Source organism: Calothrix anomala FACHB-343 (assembly GCF_014696435.1).
Taxonomy (GTDB): Bacteria; Cyanobacteriota; Cyanobacteriia; order Cyanobacteriales; family Nostocaceae; genus Aulosira; species Aulosira anomala_A.
Genome location: NZ_JACJQG010000002.1, coordinates 163,002 through 184,794, shown reverse-complemented (window position 1 = coordinate 184,794; position 21,793 = coordinate 163,002). Strand labels below are relative to the sequence as shown.

The window sequence follows — 21,793 nt, the reverse complement described above, 5'->3', positions numbered from 1 at the left end:
CGCGATTCATCGCCAATTGTACAGACGCGATTCATCGCGTCTCTGAGCAATGAGCAATCTTACCTTTGCCAAAATCTCAAATTGATACCCGCGCCAGGTGTGCGACGGAACCGCCGAGTAGCTTTCCGTCTGCGCTTAACAGTACCTCTAGTGCTTGTTTGTTCCTCATCCTCCTCTTCAGTTGAATCAATTGGTAGTTGAGTTCGAGATTCTTCTGTACTTTTCCACCAAGCAATCATCCAGCCACCACCTATAGCACCTAAAGCACCCAAAATAATACTCATGTGTGCTGGATATCCTAACCAACTAAAGCCGATTAGGAACAATAACCAATATTTCAAGGCTGCATCAATACCTTCGGAAGAGTCTACAGACTGGGTTTGGGCACTATTTTTACCTGCGGCTGTAATCCAACCTAAGGTGAAAGCGCCGATAATTCCTAAAAAGATGCTCAGGGCTAATGAAGACCCTGTCATCGATAATACAATGATTAAAATTAACCCAAATATCAGCTGTGATAAGAAACTAGACGAAAGATTCAAAAATTCTTTTTTCTGTGCCATGACATCAACAAGCCTATTAGCTAGTGATTAGTGTTAATTGTGCCTCTAGTGGCTGAGTTGTATCCCAAATCTTAACGTAGGGTTTTTCCGCATCCGTAAATTGTTCAAATTGTTTAAGCTGAGAAGCCAATAAATCAACGGTAGCATCAGCAATATCCCCAGTCCGGTTATGCAAACGCTCTTGTACAACTTCTAGAGGCGCTGTACATTGTACGATTTGCAGGGGTATTTGATGGTTATTAGCTTGCTCAATTGCTGCTTGGCGTAAATCTTGTCGGTCATACTTAGCATCCAGAATTACGGAAAAACCTTGATTAGCCAGTATAATTCCTAATTCCAACAGTCGAGCATAAGTTTTTTGGGTCATTTCTGGTGTATAGATTTCATCTCCACCCCGTTCTAATAAGGGAATTCCGGCTAAGTGTTTACGCGCTGCGTCGGAACGAATATGAATTGCACCTATTTGACGAGCTAAATATCGCGCTGTCGTACTTTTACCAGAACCAGATAAACCAGACATTAAAATTAGTTGCCCTTGTTTGGGTTTAGTGTAATTCCAAGCAAGGGTGTAATATTTGGCTGCGGTTTTTGCGGCTTCTTCCTTAACGGCTGCGGGTACACCAGGATCGTCTAATAAAAATGAAGTTACTTTTGCTCTGACGTATGACTGACGGATTAAATATATAGGTAAAATCTGTAACCCTTCCCAATCGCCAGTTTGCTCTACATAAGTATTTAAATAAGCATTACTCAAGTCTGGACGCTGTTGTGCTTCTAAATCCATCACCGCATAAGCGATATCAAACATGACATCGACAAAGCGAAACGGTTCATTAAATTCAATACAATCGAACAGCATAATTTTGTCATGCCATAGAGCAATATTTCTTAAATGTAAATCTCCATGACATTCGCGGATATAGTTATTTTGCATTCTGTTAGCCAATAATTCGCCGCGTTCTGCAAAAAAACGCTCAGTATATGCTTTAGTTTCGTCAAATTGTAGCTGAGTTTGCGGCCCGCCGATATATTTGTCGGTTTGCTCATAATTTTCGTCAAAAGCCTCGCGAACTTTTGGTACTTCCCCAAAACTGCGGATATAATCATTGGTTTCAGTTTTGGCATGATATTGGGCGACAACTTTTCCTAATTCCTCAAAATCTGCTTCATTTAACTTACCTTGGGCAAATAAACTGCTTAATAAAGCTTCTTGAGGAAATTGGCGCATTTTCAGCACATATTCTACAGCTTCCCCGGTTCCGCCGAGATGGTATTGTTCGCCAATTTGAGTTATGGGTAAAACTTCTAAATACAGTTCTCCAGCACCGCGCTGATTTAACCGCAATTCTTCATGACAAAAATGTTGCCGCTTTTCTAAGGTGGAGTAGTCTAAAAAGCCAAAATTTACAGGTTTTTTCAGTTTATAAACATAATCGCCTGTAAGCAGTACATAAGAAACGTGAGTTTGAATCAGTTCTATTGGTTCTACGACTGCATGGGGATAAAACCCAGGCTGCAACATTTGCTGAATCAAGGCGGGAATAGTCGCTTCTGTCATAATTTCTGATTTAGATGGAATAACCGTTGATGAATACAAATAAATGCTGATAATTATCTCAAATCATGAGCATTGATCGGCATGGATAATTTTGACTTTCGATATTGGGGAATCCCAAAAAATAAATATACCCCTACAATTGGCAAATGTAGAAATAAGATTTTTTGTATAGCTGTTGACTGTTGACTGTTGACTGTTGACTGTTGACTGTTGACTGTTGACTAGCTTGATGTCCTAATTTATCTGGCTACAGCTATATTTGTAAATTAGTGACCGTTGATAGCTTAACAAAAAACCAGGGTGTTACCCCTGGCGCGATCGCTAATTATTTCCAACTTGAGTTTTAATTAAGTGGAATTAAGCTTTAGCAGCAAAAAAGCTGATGTGGTAAGTTGTGCCTTTTGCTGGATGAGACTGAACTTCTCTGATTACGGTTTTACCAGTCCATTCAATTTCGGGAATGCTGAGTTCAACTTGTGTTTTGTTGACAGCAGCTTGCTTGAGCAGACGCTCAACTGCTTTAGCATCAAGTACCAGAGAAATTGATTCAGCACCGTTGTGTCCGTACAAATTGGCGGGGATTAATCCAGAACGGCGCAAAGCGTTGGGTTTGCTACCTTCTGGACGCTTTTTAGATTCGAGTGTGATAGCCATACAAAATACAAATTGTTTGTTGTCATTGGTCATTGGTCATTTGTCATTGGTCATTTGTCAATGACTGATGACTCTGGAGATTTCCCAGAAGATAATTCTACCAATCGTGATTATACACTTTGACTTAGCAGCCTTTGATTTAGCACCCTTCGACTCCGCTCAGGGTGCTGTTTTGGCTAAACAAAGCCGAAGCCAAACGTCTGATATATCTTTTTCTGTGAAATCGCCTAATAACTAGCGCTAGGCACTAATTAAGGATACAGGTGTGCCGTCAGGATGTAACAAAGCACGCTTAGGCCCGTGAATTGGGTCTTCAACAATTATGGTTTGATCGCGGCTAGCTCCTAAAGAGACGATCGCGATCGGGACTTCCATCAATTCGGCTAAGAATTTCAGATAGTCCAATGCTTGCTTGGGCAAGTCTTCCAAGGTGCGGCAGTTACTGGTGGATACTTGCCAGCCTGGTAAGGTTTTGTATATGGGACGACAGCGAGCGAATTGACGGGAACTTGTGGGGAAGTGTTCGCAGCGTTCGCCGTCAATTTCATAGGCGACACAAACGTTGATTTCCTCTAGTTCATCGAGGACATCTAGTTTGGTAATGGCGATACAGTCCATACCGTTAATACGGACAGCGTAGCGCCCAATTACAGCATCAAACCAACCGCAGCGACGCTTCCTTCCAGTAGTTGTACCAAATTCGGCACCGCGATCGCACAACAATTCGCCTAATTCACCTTGTAGTTCGGTTGGAAAAGGCCCTTCCCCAACTCGCGTTGTATAGGCTTTCGACACCCCAATTACCCGGTCAATCATTGTCGGCCCTAATCCCGTACCAACGCAAGCCCCCCCAGCTACTGGATTGGAGGAGGTAACGTAAGGATAAGTACCGTGATCTAAGTCGAGGAGTGTTCCTTGTGCGCCTTCAAACAAAATATTTCGCCGCCGTTGAATCGCATCATAAATTTTGAGCGAACTGTCAACAACGTAAGGGCGTAGGCGTTCTGCATACCCCAGATATTCTTGAATTACTTCTTCTGGATTCAGGGGTGGCAGGTTATAAAGCTTTTCTAATATTGCGTTTTTATAATTAATCGTCCACTCTAACTGATCGCGTAGCTCTTGCGGGTTCATCAAGTCTAAAACCCGGATACCCGTGCGCTCAGATTTGTCAGCATAGGTGGGGCCAATGCCTCTGCCAGTAGTGCCGATTTTATGACTTCCTCGCCGCTCTTCCGATGCCTGATCGATCAATCGATGATAAGGCATGGTCACGTGGGCTGTCTCAGAAATTAGCAGATTTTTCGTAGAAACATTTAAGCTTTCTAGCTGATCGAGTTCTGCTATCAAAACCTTCGGGTCGATAACTGTACCACAGCCGATAATACATTCGGTATCTGGATACAAAATACCAGAAGGAATCAAATGTAGTTTAAAGGTCTGATCTTTGACTACAATTGTATGCCCAGCATTGACGCCCCCTTGATAACGGACAACAACATCTGCGGAGCGGCTGAGTAAGTCTGTTATTTTACCTTTTCCTTCATCGCCCCACTGGGCACCTATGACAATGACGTTAGCCAAGCTTTTATATTATAGGTAAAGTTTTCACAAACAATCATTATCAACATGATATGTAATTCATGTCAAGCAGATGCAATAATTTTTATAAATACCTATTAACAGGTGACTTAGTTGTTGATGGTTGTACGGGCGGGTTCACAAATATCCTCACTTTACAACGATAATTCTCAATAAACCCGCCCCTACTGACTGTTGACTGGGAATAGAGATTTTGTTAATTGGTTGTACTTGACACTGGAGTTGAATTATTTTCTAGTTTGCCAAAATTAAGCACATAGCAGTAAATTATTGCTTGGTTAGTGTAATTTTTAACTCAAATTGTTGACAACTGTATTTATTGCATATTTTTGAAATTTTTATTGGTAACAATTCAGTAACTCAAATATTGTGTATAGCAATTTTTACCAGCTAAATATAGTTATTGAAAGTAATCTTTGCTAAAGAGTAATTTTTGTTAAATAAACATCTTTTTGTGCATAAATGTAGCTAAAATGTCATTTTTTAGAGACATAAAGTTGCTATGTAAATTATTCTTAGCTTTGAAAAGGAACTTTTTGAGGAAATCTAGGGTCTCCAAATTACCTTAAATTGTTATAGTTAAGAATTTCTCTGAAAATTAACTATATGAGTGTATTTCTTGGTGATACAAGAGATTCTCCTGTGTTACTACTGTTGCCTGTAAGGTTGACTTATGGTAATTATTTGGTCTTCTTGAATTTTAACTAATAGGTGATATCTGCCACATAAAGAGCGATCGCATGATGAAATGGTCTGTTATTCAAAAGCTGAGAGCATTATTTATTTTAGTTTTGGCAGTTTTATTTACTAATGCTGTAGTTTCCTATAGCACCACTATGAGTCTGATACACAATCAGCAATGGGCAATATCATCTCAGGAAGTGATTACACAATTTGCAACTCTCAATTCCAGCTTTCAAAATGCGGAAATTACTCAGCGTAAATACCTACTCACGGACAATCCTGATGATTTAGCTATTTATCTGCAAGCTAGACAAAAAATTGCGAAAAATCTGGAAATTGTCCAGCAATTAAATCACCCTGGAAGAAATCAGCAGTTAATTACCTTATTAACCGAAAAAATTACCCAAAAACTCAACATTCTCCAAAGAGAAATTTCTGTTGCTCAAAATCAAGGTGGGAATGCTGTAAAAAATTTAGTTTTATCTGATGAAAAGCAAAATCTGAATCTAGAGATTCAACAGCTAATTGACAAACATATCGCCGCCGAAAAAAATCAATTACAACAGCATAGTCAAAAATTACAAGCCACTACCAACAAGTCGATTACGATATTTTTATTGGCAACTTTTATCGATTTAATTATAGTTGCTTTGCTATATGATTTGTTGTGGCGCTACGTCAACAAATTGCAGCACACAGAACTAGATTTACGCCAAAGTAAAAATCGGCTGCGAGCAATTATAGATGCAGAACCAGAATGTATCAAGTTAATTGCTAGAGATGGTAGATTGCTAGAAATTAATGCTTGCGGACTGGCGATGTTGGAGGTGGAAACGGCTGAAAGCTTGATTGGTAAAGCAATTGATAGCGCGATCGCACCTGAATACAGAGAAGCTTTTGCCGATTTACATAAACGTGTTTGTCAAGGAGAAAAGGGGACTTTAGAGTATGAAATTGTCGGGTTTAAAGGTACTCGTCGCTGGTTGGAAACTCATGCAGTTCCATTACGCAATGAAACTGACGGGACATTTTTACATTTAGCGGTGACGCGAGATATTACTCAGCGCCAACAAGCACAGCAAAAAATTAGCGAACAAGCCGCACTTTTAGATGTGGCTACAGATGCAATTCTAGTGAGAAATATCCATAATCAAATATTATTTTGGAATCAAGGTGCAGAAAGGCTCTACGGTTGGAAGCAAGAGGAAGTTTTAGGTAAAAATGTGGTAGATATTTTGTATAGAAATACTTCGCCACAGTTACAAGATGCATTTTTTCAAGTCATCCAAAAAGGTGAATGGCGGGGTGAATTACAGCAACTGACAAAAAATGGTGCAGAAGTTATTGTAGAAAGCCGTTGGACATTGATGCGGGATGAGAAAAATCAGCCAAAATCCATCCTTAGTGTTAGTACAGAAATCACCGAGAAAAAACAACTAGAAGCGCAGCTTTTGCGATCGCAACGTTTAGAAAGTATCGGGACTCTCGCAGGGGGAATTGCTCACGACTTGAACAATGTCCTCGCGCCAGTGTTAATGTCAGTTGAGTTACTGCAGATGAAATTGCACGACCAACAGAGTCAACGAGTACTGCAAACTCTGGAAAATAATGTCAAGCGCGGTGCTAATTTGCTCAAACAAGTTTTATCTTTTGCACGGGGTATTGAAGGTAAGCGCACAATTGTGCCAATGAAGCATATAATAGCAGAAATAGAGCAAATTGTCAACCAAACCTTTCCTAAATCTATTACTTGCAATGTAGAGATATCAGAACATCTCTGGTATGTATCGGGAAATATCACCCAATTGCATCAGGTTTTCATGAACTTGGTAGTAAATGCTCGCGATGCTATGCCCAAGGGCGGAATATTAAAAATTTTACTAGAAAATGTCGTAATTACAGACAATAGTCACCTTCAACCAGGTTCCTACGTAGTTATTTCTGTCATGGATACAGGCGTAGGGATATCGCCAGAAATCCGAGAGCGAATTTTTGAACCATTTTTTACTACCAAAGATTTAGGTAAAGGTACAGGCTTAGGACTTTCCACCGCATTAGGTATTATTAAAAATCACGGTGGCTTTGTGCATGTAGATAGCGAAATTGGCAAAGGTACTACATTTAAAGTTTACTTACCTGCTGTAGGCGATGCCTACGGCAACCTCAAAGAGGAACGCACTCCTCAAGTCCAGACAAAAGAATTGGATACAACTGCGGGTAATGGCGAATTAATCTTGCTAGTAGATGATGAAGCCGGTATTCGGGAAATTACCAAATCATCCTTAGAAACTTATAATTATCGAGTTTTAACAGCCAGTGACGGAGAAGAAGCTGTAGCAATTTACGCTCAGTACCAGCAGCAAATAAATATAGTATTGCTCGATATGATGATGCCAGCAATGGATGGTGCGATCGCAATCCGCCAGCTCAAAGCAATAAATCCCCACATCAAAATCATTGTCATGAGCGGACTGTTATCAAATCACAATAAAAGAGAAATCGCTAACATGGGTGTCAGAGCATTTCTATCCAAACCCTGCACCGTCAACGAATTATTACAAGCAATTACTGCAATTAACATTCCTCATTGAGCATAAAAATACTCATCGCCACCCTCGATAAATTGTACAGACGCGATGAATCGCGTCTCTAATGCCCAATGCCCAATGCCCAATGCCCAATGCCCAATGCCCAATGCCCAATGCCCAATGCCCAATGCCCAATGCCCCATACCCAATGTCATAAATTAACAATACCTTTACGAATATTCCTACAGACAAAGATTTTTTTTCGCTATCCTATTGTTAAGATTATTAAAATTTCTCCGGAAAACACCACTATGGCTTTATACGCTGAATTGCATCGGCATTTGGGCGGTTCGGTAGTACCTCGTGTGTTATGGCGATATTTCGAGAGACATGCATCAGAGTTAATTTCCCGATTTGCTGATTATCCAGAATTTGAAGACTTTTATACTAGACCACGCAACACCCTAGATGAGTATTTAGAATTGCATACCCTAGTAGAAAGCGTACAGACTGTAGAAACCTTACCTTACTTTATTTATCGCCTATTACGGGGTGCTTATATATTTGAGAATTTGGCTTATTTAGAACTACGCTACACTCCCTATCTCCGCACGCCAGAACATCTAAATCAATCCGCCAGAATTGATAAGATGGCAGAAATTGTTGAGGTTGTAGGGCGTGCTAGTCAGATAGAAGAATATCCCATTGTCACTAGCCAAATTCTTTGTATGCACTCGCGCCTACCCTATGAAGTTAATAAAGCAATTGTTGACTTAGCGGCGCAAAACAAACAGTATGTTTGTGGCGTAGATATCGCTGGCGGTGATAGCTACTATGCCGAGCGCATGGAAGAATGGATTAGCCTGTATGAATATGCTTGTTCTCTAGGGATTAACACTACAGGACATCTTTATGAAACCACCGCCGGTTGTTACACAGAACTTTTACCATATCTCAAACGGATTGGTCACGGAATCCAAATACCATTACTGCATCCTGAGTTGTTACCATCTGTCGCTCAAAGGGGACAATGTTTAGAAGTTTGTCCCACAACTTACCTCAAAACTGGAACTTTACAAGATATACGTCAACTGAAGTTAGTTTTTGACCGTTGTTTTGAAACTGGGGTAGATATTGCTATCTGTACTGATAACGCCGGGTTGCATAATGTACGTTTGCCATTTGAGTATGAAAATCTTTTGACATACGACATTATTAACTTTAAACAGTTGCAAGCTTGTCAAGATGCGGCGTTTCGTCATGCTTTTGCATGGCCTCATAGCGAACATCCTGCATCATTATTGAATGGATTGTTAAAGCCGGAATTACCCAAAGTTTTAGCAATGAGAGAGTAAAGTTGCGTTATATTCGCCCTCACCCTATAAGGGTGGGGCTACATAAACAAAGCCTACCTTCGTAGGCTAATTAAGCGTATCTTCATCCAGAAACGTTATTAGGACTGAATTCCTTATTTGCGAACTAAAGTCCTCACTACAAACCTTTAATTTGAAAAAAGAAGGCGACAGATGTTAGGGGCATGGTATTGCCATGCCCTTTAGAATATATTGATGTGCCGCAAACATTATTTAAATTGGTATTACTTAGAGTGATCGAATAATTTTGTGATTTAATATCGAAAAAAAATTGTACTGTACAACGTACAGTACACAGAAACCAAACAATATTAACAAACAATAATTAAGCTCCTGGGCCTTCTGTAGCGCCGCCAGCAGCTTTCCAGCCAGCAAGACCACCTAGAATAGCAGAAACTTCTGCAAACCCAGCCGCTTTGAGTGTTTGAGTAGCACTAGCTGATTGTTGATCGTCAGATCCATAAACATAGATATGGCGTTGTGTATGCAAAGAAGTTTTAGCTCTTTGCGCTAGTTCACTCAAAGGGATGGGTATTGCGCCGCTAATATGGCCTTGATTGTATGTTTGGCGATCGCGTACATCAATAATTGTTAAAGCTGGGTGTCCCCATTCTAGACGCAGCTTTAAATCGTGGGCATCCGTGGCTAAACTGTTACTCATCGGCATTTTCCGCTTATAAGCTTAATAACCTTAAAAGCAATCTATCAAAAATCTAATTTCAATCGACATTTCTTTACAATTAATAAAAATTCTTTGAAAGTAGTAATCAAAATTGCATATTCTATTCAGTGGTTGGCTATTCGCCTACACTGTAATTTATGACATCTACTATTCACGCTTTACCAACAGAAGTAGTATATCTAATTACCGCCGGAGAGGTAATTGACTCTTTGGCTGCTGTCGTGCGCGAATTGGTAGAAAATTCCTTAGATGCTGGCGCAACGCGAATTGTCGTTTCTTTATGGCCGCAACAGTGGCGAATTACCGTAGCTGACAACGGTTGCGGAATGAACTTAGAAGACTTGGAAAAAGCCGCTACTACACATAGCACCAGTAAGATTTATAGTAGTGCAGACTTATGGAAAATTAGCAGCTTAGGTTTCCGTGGGGAAGCACTGCATAGTTTGACCAATTTAGCAAGTTTAGAAATTTTAAGTCGTCCCGCAAATGAGAATTTTGGCTGGCGGGTAACTTATAGTGAAGCCGGGAAAGCAGAACGAGTAGAAATTGCCGCGATCGCTCCTGGTACAGTAGTCACAGTCTCCAATTTATTTGCTAATTGTCCAGCCCGGCGTCAGGGTTTACCAGCCCTAGCCCAGCAAATGAAAGCCGTACAAGCCACAATTCAGCAAATCGCTCTATGTCATCCCCATGTTAACTGGCAGATTCGCCAAAATGACCGTGAATGGTTCGCTATCTATCCGGCGACATCGCTAAAACAATTATTGCCTCAGTTTATCCCCCAAGTTAAAGCAGCCGATTTGCAAGAGGTGAAATTAGCTATACCCCAACCGGAGAATTCCGAACTTTTATTAGTGGTAGGATTGCCAGATCGCTGTCATCGCCATCGTCCAGACTGGGTACGTGTAGCCTTTAACGGGCGGATGGTGAAGTCTCCAGAACTAGAGCAAACGATTTTAACAGCATTTCATCGCACATTACCACGCGATCGCTATCCAGTATGTTTATTACATCTGCTCATTGCTCCCGATCAAATTAACTGGAATCGCAACCCCGCCAAAACAGAAATATACCTCAACGAAGTCACCTATTGGCAAGAACAAGTTAACCAAGCAATTGAGCAAGCCCTCCGCCTCAGTTCCGCTAATATTAAAGAGTCGGTTCATATATCGCGTGTGAGTAAATTACTCAAAGCCGCAGAAGCCAAAGGCGGTTACAATTTTCATCCCAAAAATCCCGGTGAAGGCGATAACAATCAGAACGCAGAAATCAGCAATCCTTATTCTTTAAAAGCTGTTGCTCAAGTTAGCAATACATATATTGTAGTGGAACATCCTCAAGGACTTTGGTTAGTAGAACAACACATTGCCCATGAAAGAGTTTTGTATGAACAATTATGCGATGATTGGCAACTAATTCCTGTTGAACCGGCAATCATTCTTTATCAATTATCACCAAAACAAGTAGCACAATTACAACGTATAAATTTAGATATAGAACCCTTTGGCGAACAACTTTGGGCAGTCAGAAATATACCTGCAATGTTGCAGCATAGAGAAGATTGTGCCGATGCAATTTTAGAACTAAGTTTAGGCGGCGATTTACAAACAGCCCAAGTAGCAGTTGCTTGTCGCAGCGCTATTCGTAATGGTACACCGATGAGTTTGCCAGAAATGCAAACACTTTTAGATCAATGGCAACGTACTCGTAACCCTCGCACCTGTCCTCATGGCAGACCAATTTATTTATCATTAGAAGAATCTGCCTTAGCAAGATTTTTCCGGAGAAATTGGGTGATTGGTAAGAGTCATGGAATTTAATTTTTAGAAGCAGAGATTTTTGGTCAATTCCTAGCAGCCCTAAATCATTCGTGAAAAATCAGATCCCTAACTTTTTAAAGGATACTACTGCTAAACCTAGAGTACAACCCCTCGCTGATTCCAGAATCCCGCCGTCACCCTAGAAGGGTGCGGCTAATCAAACAAAGCCTGCTTTGGCAGGCTTCGTACTGATAGCCCCAGGCTTCCAGCCTGGGGGCGGTATATTGGGTATGCCAGAGAACTGTTTGTATTGGTATTGTGGGGTCAAACCTACCATTCACCAGATGTATCCTCTTTTGTTGCAATTGAGGAGCATAGCAAATCAAATTGCTATTGATTTCAAATTCAACATTAGGGGAAGAACAAGCGATCGCGCAATACTAAGGATTAAATTGAATTTCAAATCAGCCCCTCACAGTAAAATCCACAACCAAATATCAAAATCTCTCTCCCCTAGCCCCTAGCCTCTAGCCCCTAGCCCCTATTTTCAAGGTAGAAAACTCCCCATGAAAATTAATATTGTCAAAACTGTCAAAATTAACAAAATTTGAGTAGTGCGGTTACTTTTAGCCACAATTTCTGAGTAAGATAGTTCATGATTTTGAATCAGTACAAAAGAATGAGGATGAAATACAAAAGGTAACAACTTACTCAAAACTAAACGCAAAAATAAATTCAGACTCCATAAACGTTTTTGTAAAGGGTCTTGATTATATTGCCAAGGATAACTAATTTGTACTAACCGAATTAAAGCTTGCACATCCGGTTGGCGTATTTTTTGATATTGAGGAAGGGCTTGAGATAAATTATCTTGAGTATCAGCTAATATTTCCTGAAAAACATAAATATCTTCCAAAGCAGAATTTACTCCTTGTCCAATATCAGGGGGAAAACAATGAACCGCATCACCAAATAAAATTACGGCTGTGCCTTCATTGTTATCAGGGTTACCCAAAATTTTATACAATCCCTCACAATATTGCGGTATCGGAAACTTACCACCTTCACTAGATGTAAATCTATCTATTTCTTCAGGAGAAATAATTTTTTCTATAGGTATTTGAGGAAATGCTTGTTTAAAAAAATCTGCAACTTCTTCCTTAGTTTTTAACTGCCATATTTGATGATCTGGATAAGCAATAATATTTGCAGTTCTGGGAAAATCCTGATTTTTTAAGGGTAATAAACCAAGAGAAATTGCTTTTTTCAGCCCTTGAAAATTAGACCTAATGGCATAAGCCATTGTAGATTGCGATATATCTCCTGGTTGTTCTGATAAAGGAAATTGCGGCGGTAAACTGAGAACTTTGTATTTTAAACCAGCGCTAGGAGAAGGAAATTTCTGCATATCAAATAAATGCGATCGCTCTGACATTTGATGCAGAGTTTCACGCACAATAGAGTTTAATCCATCACAACCTAGTAACAGATTAGGAACAAAGATTAGTTGCTCCTGATTTTTACTTTGTGTAATAATCTCTAACCGATCTAAATTCTGTTTAATTTCTATACATTCAATATTAAATAAAACCTGAATTGCATCTTGCCAATGTTGTTGAATTTCTTGATAAAGTACTTGAACAAAAGACGCTCTTGGCAACCAATAAGCCATTTTACGTTTAGAATCGACAATAGGTAATTTTGTTGTTTTGCGTTTGCCGTCTTTTTGAATCAGAGTCAAGTAAAAGTCATTACTAGGCACGCTCAAATCGGCAATTTTGGTAGTTATGTCTAATAAATCGGTTAATTTCTGCCCTCTTCCATCAATTTGATAACTAAAAGATTTATCTGGTTCGTAGTAATCTGCTGATGGTCTTTTTTCAATAACTGTAATATCTTTCCAGCCTCTTTTGGCTAGCATTAAAGCGGCCCCTAATCCCGCAGGGCCTCCGCCAATAATGACAACATTTTTTCTGTAGGAGTGATTCATTGTTATAGCAATTAATTTTCACTCAAAGTTTAATTGTAGCTAGTTTTCATACCAAATTGAAAAAAGAATGCGACAGATGGTAGGGGCATGGCAATGCCATGCCCTCTATGATTGATCTGCTGCAAACACTACTTACAGCTATTTTCAGGTAAATAGACCACGCTGTAGGGGCACGGCATTAGTAAAATTATTGTATGTACCAACAGATTGTCGGTACCGTGCCCCTACGATAGATGTGGTTCAAATAGGTGAAAACTGCTGTAAATTGGTATCAGCACAAGCGATGTCTAACGACACGCTAACAACGCTTTGCGTCTACGCTAATCATCAATCTCAAACGAAAAAGCCTGCAGATTGAACACCTGCAGGCTTGACAAAAATTAAGCTGATGCGCATCTAAATTACATAACTATTTATATGGGCTGTTAACTGTTAACTGTTAACTGTCAACAGCCCTCACGATGGATTGTGCAACTTAAACGCAGAATAGCTTGTTTAAGCAACTTTTTTCCTCGCCGCCCAGAGATCCACAGGAATCTTGCGGATACCGGGACAATAAATAAATATTGCCCCATAACTAACAACCAGTAAGCCTACAGCCGCAATTGGCGGTAAGAAAACCCCTGCAAACATACAAATTGTCGATACTAAGGTGATCCAAAAAGAATCCCAATAATTAGGAGAACCGAACAACCTCACAATTGAGGTATGAAGCAAGTAAAAAGTAGGTAAAGCCAGAATTTCTGACAAACCGTATCCCCATAAACCCATCCAAGGTAGGAAAATTATAGTTGCTAACCAAAGAATACCTACATACCAGGCATTGCGTTGAGCAATTTCGTAGTTACGTCCCACAGCATACAAGCTAGATGTATGCAATTCAAAAATTGCTCCTACTAATACTCCGACAGCAATAAAAGGAAAGATTTGGGCACTGATTAACCATTCTTTGGAGAACATCAACGGAATTAACCAAGCAGAAGTACAAGAAAAAGCAGCACAAATTGGGCCAATTAAAAGTGCTTGGTATGTCATACCTTTACTAATAGCATTGCGTGTTTGCTCTGGCTTATCTACTAATTTTGCCATCACACTAATTGACATCCGACGTACCACCAACCGCAGGATTGCCAACTGTTCTGCCAATCGCATCGCAATACTGATATAACCAACGACTTCTGTACCTCCTAAACGACTTACCAGCAAAGGTAGCCTTAATCTGCGGAGATTTAAAATCGCATCCGAGCCAGAATAGGTAAGTCCATAATTTACAGCAGGTTTCACTACCTTCCATTGCCAGCGCCAGCGCCAAGGCACAGGATAGTAATAATATGCCATTATCAGCTGTACTAAATAACCTAAAACAGTGCCAATAATTGGGCCCCAATAACCCCAGCCGATTAATACTAAAGGTATTGCCGAAACATACAACACAACTTTAGAAACTGCCTCTAGCAATCCCACTTTGTCAAAACTCAGTTCTCGCTCCAACATACTAGTTGGCACCCGACTGACCATATCCATCCAGAGTGCAGGTAAGATGGCTTGTAATGCATAAGTTACTTCTTGCTCCTTCGTCCACCAACCAATAAGCGGAGCAATACAAAACAACGCCGCACAAATAACTATGCCAAGAAAGTTATAAAATGCTTGGATTTGTATCGGCTCTTCATCTGTAAGATTTGGCTGGCGTACCAAATAAACCTGCAATCCAAAGCGACAGACTTGGTTTAAGAAATAAAAAATACTTAAAACAATAGTGACAACACCGTATAATCCTGGGCCTAACATTCGGGCAATTACTAGCACATTCACCATTGAAAGTGCTGCGACTAGTAATTGCCTAAGTGTCATGGAGACACCACCCCGAATAATTTTTCCTTTAATATCTTTTGATTGGGACATTTATGATCGAAAATTTTGTTTACTTACAGAAGGAACATAGTGCTAATGGTTACAAATATAAAGCTAAAAACTGATAAATTTTTTGAAGATTTAACCTAATCTTCTGCGTGGTAATTGACGGCGAAATGAATTTTTTTGAGCAGTCAAATCTTTTGGCTTTGGATGATTGAATTTTGACTGGTTTTGTGCAGCAGAACTGGCATCATCTTCCACATTTACAGGTTTATCCCAATCCCAGCCAGCAACTGCTAATAAAGTCCACCAATAGAAGAACATAGTAGTGTGACTCCAAACATTTCCAGCTATCATCCCTACTAGCATGGATATGAAAAACGCTAGCATGGCAAAGCAGAGATTGCGTTTAGCAGAACCAGAAGGAACGGAGTAAGCTAGTTGAATTAGACGGAAAAATACTGCAAAAATAAAAATCAAAAATAGGCTAAATCCTAAAATTCCTTCTTCAGCTAAAAAGCGAATGTAGTCATTATGAGAATAGCTAGCCAGAGGAGTTAAAAACCGAGATGTGTCTAATCCATATCCTAAAAGTGGTGCATCTCGCCATCTGTTGATTAAAAACGTCCACTGAGCAACACGCCAATTAAAACTATTACCGTCAGTCCATTGTAATAATATTGCTCTAGATGTATCAATATTTGGATTTAAGAGTGGTGTACCATATAAGGATTGCAGCCGCTCTTGCCCCATTTCCGAGCCAGCAAATAAGTAAAAAACTATACCAAATAGCACAACAGCACTAATAATATTGGCTATATTTAGTTTAGGTGCCAAAAATGCTGGGATGAAAGCAACCAGCATTGTTAACCCAGTCAATGATTTACTACTAACTAAGAAAAAAGCCAGCGCTGTCACTAAAATCATCCAAGGTATACGTTGCTTGACCTCTCCCATTTTCCATAGCCCCAGGCCTAGAAAAAACAAGGTAAATGTCGCAAATGCATTTGGATGTCCGAGAGTTCCATTCATCCGCGATCCGGCTTCAATAGCATATCCGCTTTGAAATACTAAGAAAGAGGGTAACTTGGATGGGGGAACAGTAATTTGTAAGGTTGCTGCTGTTAATGGCGCTACTAAGCTCCAAAATAAGCTAGAAACTACCTTGATGGGAGGTACTTTTTCCTTCATCTGCATAACTAGGAGATAAACCATTAATCCAGAAAACATTCGCACCCATTCCCGTAATGCTCCTGGAAAGTATGAGGGCCCAAGACCTAGCCCGCCTAGTTTCTGTAAAACCACCCATACGGCTTGCAATGCAATCCATCCAGCAAGAAACCACCAGAATCCATCGGTTTGCACCTTTTTTCTGGCTATTAAGCAATTTCCTACATAAAGCAATGCCAAAATATTTAGACCTAGACCAAATACCGCAGGTACTTGTTGGTCAGAAAATGCATCTAAAGCACTACGAAGAATTAATAAACCTAAAAGGGTTTGCTCAAAATTTTTAAAGAAGTTAATAGTAACCGAAACGGCAACAATCAATACAACTAATAAAGCTATATATAAAGGTTGGAGATTTGCGACTACACCAAAAATAATACTTAACAAAATTCCTACAATACTCAGCAAAATTGTAGGAAAAGAAATCAGATTATTGCCTCGATCTATTGCCATCTTCTGTTAGTTTGATGTTTTTCTTAAAAGAAAAAGTAAATGCACCTTTGGCGATCTGGCGATCTCAGATAATGAAATTGAAAAAATTCACCATTAACTAGCGAAGACTGTTGCTAGTGTTTTTGACTATGGAACCAGAAAAGAAACTTTCAGCTGGTGGTAACTGCTGATGTTGATCAACTGGTGTGAGTACAGCTAGTTCTTTTTCAACTGGTAATACAGTTTCGTTGATCACTACACCCAGAATAGTTGAACCACTCTTTTGTAAATCAGAGATAGCTCTGAGGGCTGCATTTTTGGAGGTGGAGTTGGGTTTAACAACTAAAATCACTCCATCTGCCGACTGGCTTAAGGTTGCGGCATCAGCATTACTACTTATAGGTGAAGCATCAACAATTACATAATCAAAATGTTGCGCGGCTTCTTCTAAAATTCTATCCATCGACATTTTTTCAATAATTGTCGATGGACGGCTAGGAATTCTCCCTGAAGGTAGCACTGATAAATTAGGAATTGAGGTTGATTTAACTAAATCTAACAACGGTAAATTATCAGTCACAACCTCTGTTAATCCTGGGTAAGCAGGTACATCCAAAAGATTATGATATATGGGATGCTGCAGGTCTGCACTGACGATTAATGTACGTCTTGACAAAATGCCAGCAACAGCCGCTAAATGCAACGCTACTGAAGATTTTCCTTCACCAAAACCAACGCTACTGACAACGATGATTTTTGATTGCTCTTTACCTAAAGATTCTAAGGTTTTGAGCAACATGCGGTATGGCTCTACATACTCAGCATTATCTAATAAAGAGTCTAATGCTGCCAAATTGAAGGTTTTGGGATTCAGTTTGGGTAATACTCCAAGTACAGGAGTCTCTAGCCAAGCTTCTACCTCATCTGCATCGCGCAGCTTGGATTGCAATAGTTCTAGGAGTAAGACTAAAAGGGCAGAAGCAATGATCCCAACTACAGTACTGAGAATAACAATCACCAAAGGTTTTGGTGAAACGTGATCTGTAGGAATTTCTGCTTCGCCAACAATCCGGATATTGCTGAGAATTTGTCCTTCTGCAATCCGCGCTTCTTCTAGTTTGTCATCGAGTGTTTTCAAGGCTTTTTCAGCTTGTTCTCGTTCGCGAGTCAGTGCCACTAGTGACTGTTGCGATACGGGTATTTTAGCAACACGCGATCGCAAAGCTTCTACATCTCGCTGCACTACCTGGAGTTTATCTTCTAAGCCTTTACGTTCGCTTTCAACTAAGATATAGCGAGATATTAAATCTTGGCTTAACTGGTTAGCAGCTACTTCGTTAGAATTAACAGTTTGATTTGCGGGAACTATTTGTGATATTTGTTGATTATAAAGAGCGCGCAGTTCGTCTCGCTTTTGGATGAGTGTTAAGACTTCTGGATGTTCATCTGTCCAGCGAGTACGGGCGCTAGTAATTGCCACTTCGGTAGCAGTAATTTGTTTATTTAATTCTTTAAGCTGTTCATCCTGTCCAATTCTATTAACTATGTATGCCCCTGTGGGGTTGTTTGCACCCACGACTTGTTGCAATGATGCCTCTTGTTGTCTCGATTGCTGCAATTGAGCGCGGAGTTGTCTTTCTTGATTTTCTAAGGATGATAAGCTTTCAATTAAACTTTCAGTTTGAGTGTTAGAAGCAACAAAGCTATAGGCTTCCCGATATCTTCTTTCAGCTTGTTCTGCTTTTTGTAGTCTTTTCTGTTGTTCGGGAATTTGCCCTTCTAAAAAGTTGCGCAGGCTGGTAGCTTCTGCTCTAATTAATTTTGTATTTTCAGCAATAACTAATTTAGCAATTTGATTGAGGATAACTGCAGTAACTTTTGGGTCGGAATTAGTATAACTAATTTCTAAAATGCTAGTTGCAGGTACAATTTCTACCTTAATGCCTGCTTTTAATTCTTCTAATGTGGGTAGCTTTTCAATGGGGATTTTACCTTCACTTAAAGCTCTTTTTAAAGCACCACGAAGAATTTGCTGGGATTTAACTAGTTCAGCTTGAGTTGCTACTGGATCGGCTGCTTTACTAGGCGATTGGTTATTGATATTTGTTAGTTCTTGCCCTAAAGCTGAGATCCCTACTTCTTTTTGACCAACCATCAGTCTAGCTGAGGTTTCATACAATCGAGGTGAAATAGCTAAACTAATTGCTGTTACACCTATTAATACAGATACAAACGTTGATGAAGCTAACCAAGCATGTCGCTTCAGTGCGGTTATATAAGATAACGGAAGAACAGCTTTACCCATTAATTTACCTGCCAATGTTTTATATTCACCAACTTAACTAGATTATCTCTTTTCAATATTACAGATATATGACTATTAACTACCAATTATTTATAGTAGACTGGATGTCCGATGGCGTTTTGGTAATTATTTTTATTAATCCTCTTCACAATCTTCAGATGAGATCCAGTTAGACTAGTTATGACTCATCTTTGGCAAGGTCTGCAAATTGTATTTATTGTTTAGATTTCACCCTGATAACCAATCAGCCTTGCCACAAGAAGGTTGTATCTGGCTAACCTGACAGTTTGCCAAACTGAGTATTGAAGACCAGTTGAGGACAAGTAACTATCTTACTTAAGGAAAGTGTATAACATTTGAGTTGCCTTTTTAAACAAAATCTTGTAAAGACATATTGTGGATTTAAATAATGCTGATTTGCACTCTGAGCAATATTTATTCGACGATGAATAATGTAGTTTAGTTTCTCAAAGATGCTGAACTGCAGTTATTAGTAAGCTCCATCGCGATTTAATACTACTTGCAGCGTTTTGAGAATTAACAACAGGTCGTAAACTACAGACCATTTAGACTGATAAGCTAGATCTAGCTTGACTATATCTTCAAAGTCTTCTATTTTAGAACGCCCATTGACTTGCCATTCACCTGTGATTCCTGGTTTTACCAACAACCGCCGGAAGTGATGCGGCTCGTAATTTTCTACTTCATCTATTGTGGGCGGACGGGTACCAACCAGACTCATATCACCTTGCAAAACATTCCAAAATTGCGGTAACTCGTCCAAGCTGGTACGTCTGAGAAACGAGCCAACACGGGTAATGCGCGGATCTTGGTCATTCTTAAAAATGTTACCTTTAGCCTGATTTTGGACTAAATGCTTCATTTGGTCGGCATTCACTTTCATAGTGCGAAACTTCCAAATGCGGAAGGTTTTGCCGTTTAAGCCACAGCGAGTTTGACTGTAAAAAACCGGGCCGGGATTATCAAGTTTAATGGCGATCGCAATTGGGATAGCAATAACAGCTGTAATCGCTAAACCAATGAAAGCACCAACAATATCAATTAATCGCTTGAGTGAAGAGTTAGCTGAAGGATGTACCCGTTGTTGAAAATGAGGAAGATCTGTAAAGTTAATCTGCATTGATTTTTCCGGCAAGACAGTAACTAAGGGTTTGTTAGATATGAGCGCAATGGCTGAAGTTCTCCTAGAGGTAAAAAAACTTTGTCAACTCCTGACTTATAAGTTTGCACCCTGATGTGGCGTTTTTTTGCAGATATCAGCCTAGATGAACTATTGAAACTGAATAAGCTACCACGATGTCAAAAAGGCTGAGATTAGCTCTAGATTTATGCGTAAGCGTTTAACAACTCACCCTGTCCATCTTTCCAGTTTTCCAGCAACTCTGTATAAATACCATTAACAACATGACGGGCATCATAGGGTTTGACAACGCGCACACATGCTTCTGAAGGATAATTGCTGGGATTGATTAATACTTGTTTCCAGGCAGAGGCGATCGCTTCTGGGGTTTGTTCGTCCACCACAATGCCGCTATCAGCACTCAAAAAGTTGGGTGTTTCTCCAGCGCGAGTGGTGACTACAGGGGTGCCACAAGCCAATGCTTCAATGCTGGCGCGACATAAACCTTCATAGGCACTGGTTAACACAAACATCTGAGAAACTCGATATAAGTTCGCTAACTCTGTTTGTGCTAGTGGTGGGAAGATGGTTACGCGATCGGTTAAACCTAACCGAGCAATTTCCGCACGTACATCTTCTTCTAATTCGCCTTGTCCGACAATCAATAAGTGAGTATTTGGCTCATTCAGTTCTGCGAATGTGCGGACTAAGAGTAAGGGCTGCTTTTGTGGATGCAGACGACCAGCAAACAGGATGAAACGAGTATCTGTTGACAGTCCTAAGTCTTGTGTTAGCTTGATTCTGCCTAGTTCTTGTTCTTCGGCAGAGACAGAATAGAAGATATCGCTATCTACTGTATTCACCAAGTAAGATACTTTATCTGCAACATAGGGATAGCGTTCTTTATATTGCTTGGCAGCTTTGGTGTTGCAGGAAAAAATGCGATCAAACTTTCTGACTAATCTGCGTTCTAGTGCAAAATAAGCCCAAGGAATATGCCGCCAGAGAATACCGCCACCTTGGTTGGTGCCCTTCATTTCCTGGTCGATGTCATTGTGAATGTAGAATATCCGCTTACCAGACCAGCTAGAGCTAGCTAATGATGCTTCTATGCGATGGAATTGCAAAAAGTCAGAAGAAAAATCACGCCCCAAAAGTGCCATTGTATATTTAACAGTTGTGGGCACTAAACCACGAAAGTTGTCATTCTTCAGTTCAATCAAAGGCATGAACAAAAATTTTCTGCCAAATAATTCTGCTTCATGCCATTCACCTATAGGCATTTTTGGATCGCCATTACCAGTACCTACGAGGCGAATATTGATATCCTTAGGCGCATACTTGAGAATGTAGCGAATGCAAGTCTGAATACCGCCAATGGTGGGGTTCCAGGGATTAAATTGATAGAAAATCGTGAGAGTTGGCTGATGCATG

14 protein-coding genes are annotated in these 21,793 nt (G+C 40.0%); 3 read left to right on the top strand and 11 right to left on the bottom strand.

What is annotated here, in order from left to right; genetic code table 11:
- Positions 1-59: 59 nt before the first annotated feature.
- The 4 genes from H6G08_RS01570 to H6G08_RS01555 all read right to left on the bottom strand — a co-directional run bounded on the left by H6G08_RS01570 (position 60) and on the right by H6G08_RS01555 (position 4,359).
- The gene (locus tag H6G08_RS01570; protein ID WP_390625549.1) at positions 60-476 is read right to left on the bottom strand and encodes a hypothetical protein; all 417 of its coding nucleotides are present in this window, start codon (positions 474-476) and stop codon (positions 60-62) included.
- A gap of 103 nt (positions 477-579) precedes the next feature.
- Positions 580-2,121, bottom strand: coding sequence for a bifunctional aminoglycoside phosphotransferase/ATP-binding protein (locus H6G08_RS01565; protein WP_190538543.1), 1,542 nt, complete (start codon positions 2,119-2,121; stop codon positions 580-582).
- 357 nt (positions 2,122-2,478) lie between these two features.
- Positions 2,479-2,775, bottom strand: coding sequence for a 50S ribosomal protein L25 (rplY, locus tag H6G08_RS01560; RefSeq protein ID WP_096642914.1), 297 nt, complete (start codon positions 2,773-2,775; stop codon positions 2,479-2,481).
- A 240-nt stretch (positions 2,776-3,015) separates the two neighbouring features.
- A complete protein-coding gene (locus H6G08_RS01555; protein WP_190538542.1) occupies positions 3,016-4,359 on the bottom strand; it encodes an adenylosuccinate synthase in 1,344 nt (447 codons plus the stop codon).
- 758 nt (positions 4,360-5,117) lie between these two features.
- Here H6G08_RS01555 and H6G08_RS01550 point away from each other — a divergent pair.
- Together H6G08_RS01550 and H6G08_RS01545 are read left to right on the top strand one after the other, a co-directional pair.
- Positions 5,118-7,652 (top strand): PAS domain S-box protein, encoded by a 2,535-nt coding sequence (locus tag H6G08_RS01550; RefSeq protein WP_190538541.1) that lies wholly within the window; start codon positions 5,118-5,120, stop codon positions 7,650-7,652.
- Between the two features lie 248 nt (positions 7,653-7,900).
- A complete protein-coding gene (locus tag H6G08_RS01545) occupies positions 7,901-8,944 on the top strand; it encodes an adenosine deaminase (protein WP_190538591.1) in 1,044 nt (347 codons plus the stop codon).
- Positions 8,945-9,287: 343 nt separating this feature from the next.
- Here the strand turns inward: H6G08_RS01545 and H6G08_RS01540 are convergent, their stop codons facing one another.
- Complete coding sequence (locus H6G08_RS01540) at positions 9,288-9,623, bottom strand: rhodanese-like domain-containing protein (protein ID WP_190538540.1); 336 nt, start codon at positions 9,621-9,623, stop codon at positions 9,288-9,290.
- Positions 9,624-9,781: 158 nt separating this feature from the next.
- Between H6G08_RS01540 and mutL the strand changes: the two genes are divergently transcribed.
- Complete coding sequence (gene mutL, locus H6G08_RS01535; RefSeq protein ID WP_190538539.1) at positions 9,782-11,464, top strand: DNA mismatch repair endonuclease MutL; 1,683 nt, start codon at positions 9,782-9,784, stop codon at positions 11,462-11,464.
- A 487-nt stretch (positions 11,465-11,951) separates the two neighbouring features.
- Here mutL and H6G08_RS01530 read toward each other — a convergent pair whose 3' ends face one another.
- The 6 genes from H6G08_RS01530 to H6G08_RS01505 all read right to left on the bottom strand — a co-directional run bounded on the left by H6G08_RS01530 (position 11,952) and on the right by H6G08_RS01505 (position 21,792).
- On the bottom strand, positions 11,952-13,394 hold the full coding sequence (locus H6G08_RS01530) for an FAD-dependent oxidoreductase (protein WP_190538538.1): 1,443 nt from the start codon (positions 13,392-13,394) through the stop codon (positions 11,952-11,954).
- Positions 13,395-13,889: 495 nt separating this feature from the next.
- Complete coding sequence (locus H6G08_RS01525) at positions 13,890-15,299, bottom strand: oligosaccharide flippase family protein (RefSeq protein WP_190538537.1); 1,410 nt, start codon at positions 15,297-15,299, stop codon at positions 13,890-13,892.
- Between the two features lie 90 nt (positions 15,300-15,389).
- Complete coding sequence (locus tag H6G08_RS01520; RefSeq protein WP_190538536.1) at positions 15,390-16,934, bottom strand: O-antigen ligase family protein; 1,545 nt, start codon at positions 16,932-16,934, stop codon at positions 15,390-15,392.
- A 97-nt stretch (positions 16,935-17,031) separates the two neighbouring features.
- Positions 17,032-19,218 (bottom strand): GumC family protein, encoded by a 2,187-nt coding sequence (locus H6G08_RS01515; protein WP_206758291.1) that lies wholly within the window; start codon positions 19,216-19,218, stop codon positions 17,032-17,034.
- A gap of 490 nt (positions 19,219-19,708) precedes the next feature.
- The gene (locus H6G08_RS01510; RefSeq protein WP_277877786.1) at positions 19,709-20,374 is read right to left on the bottom strand and encodes an exopolysaccharide biosynthesis polyprenyl glycosylphosphotransferase; all 666 of its coding nucleotides are present in this window, start codon (positions 20,372-20,374) and stop codon (positions 19,709-19,711) included.
- 191 nt (positions 20,375-20,565) lie between these two features.
- The gene (locus H6G08_RS01505) at positions 20,566-21,792 is read right to left on the bottom strand and encodes a glycosyltransferase (protein WP_190538533.1); all 1,227 of its coding nucleotides are present in this window, start codon (positions 21,790-21,792) and stop codon (positions 20,566-20,568) included.
- Position 21,793: the final 1 nt, after the last annotated feature.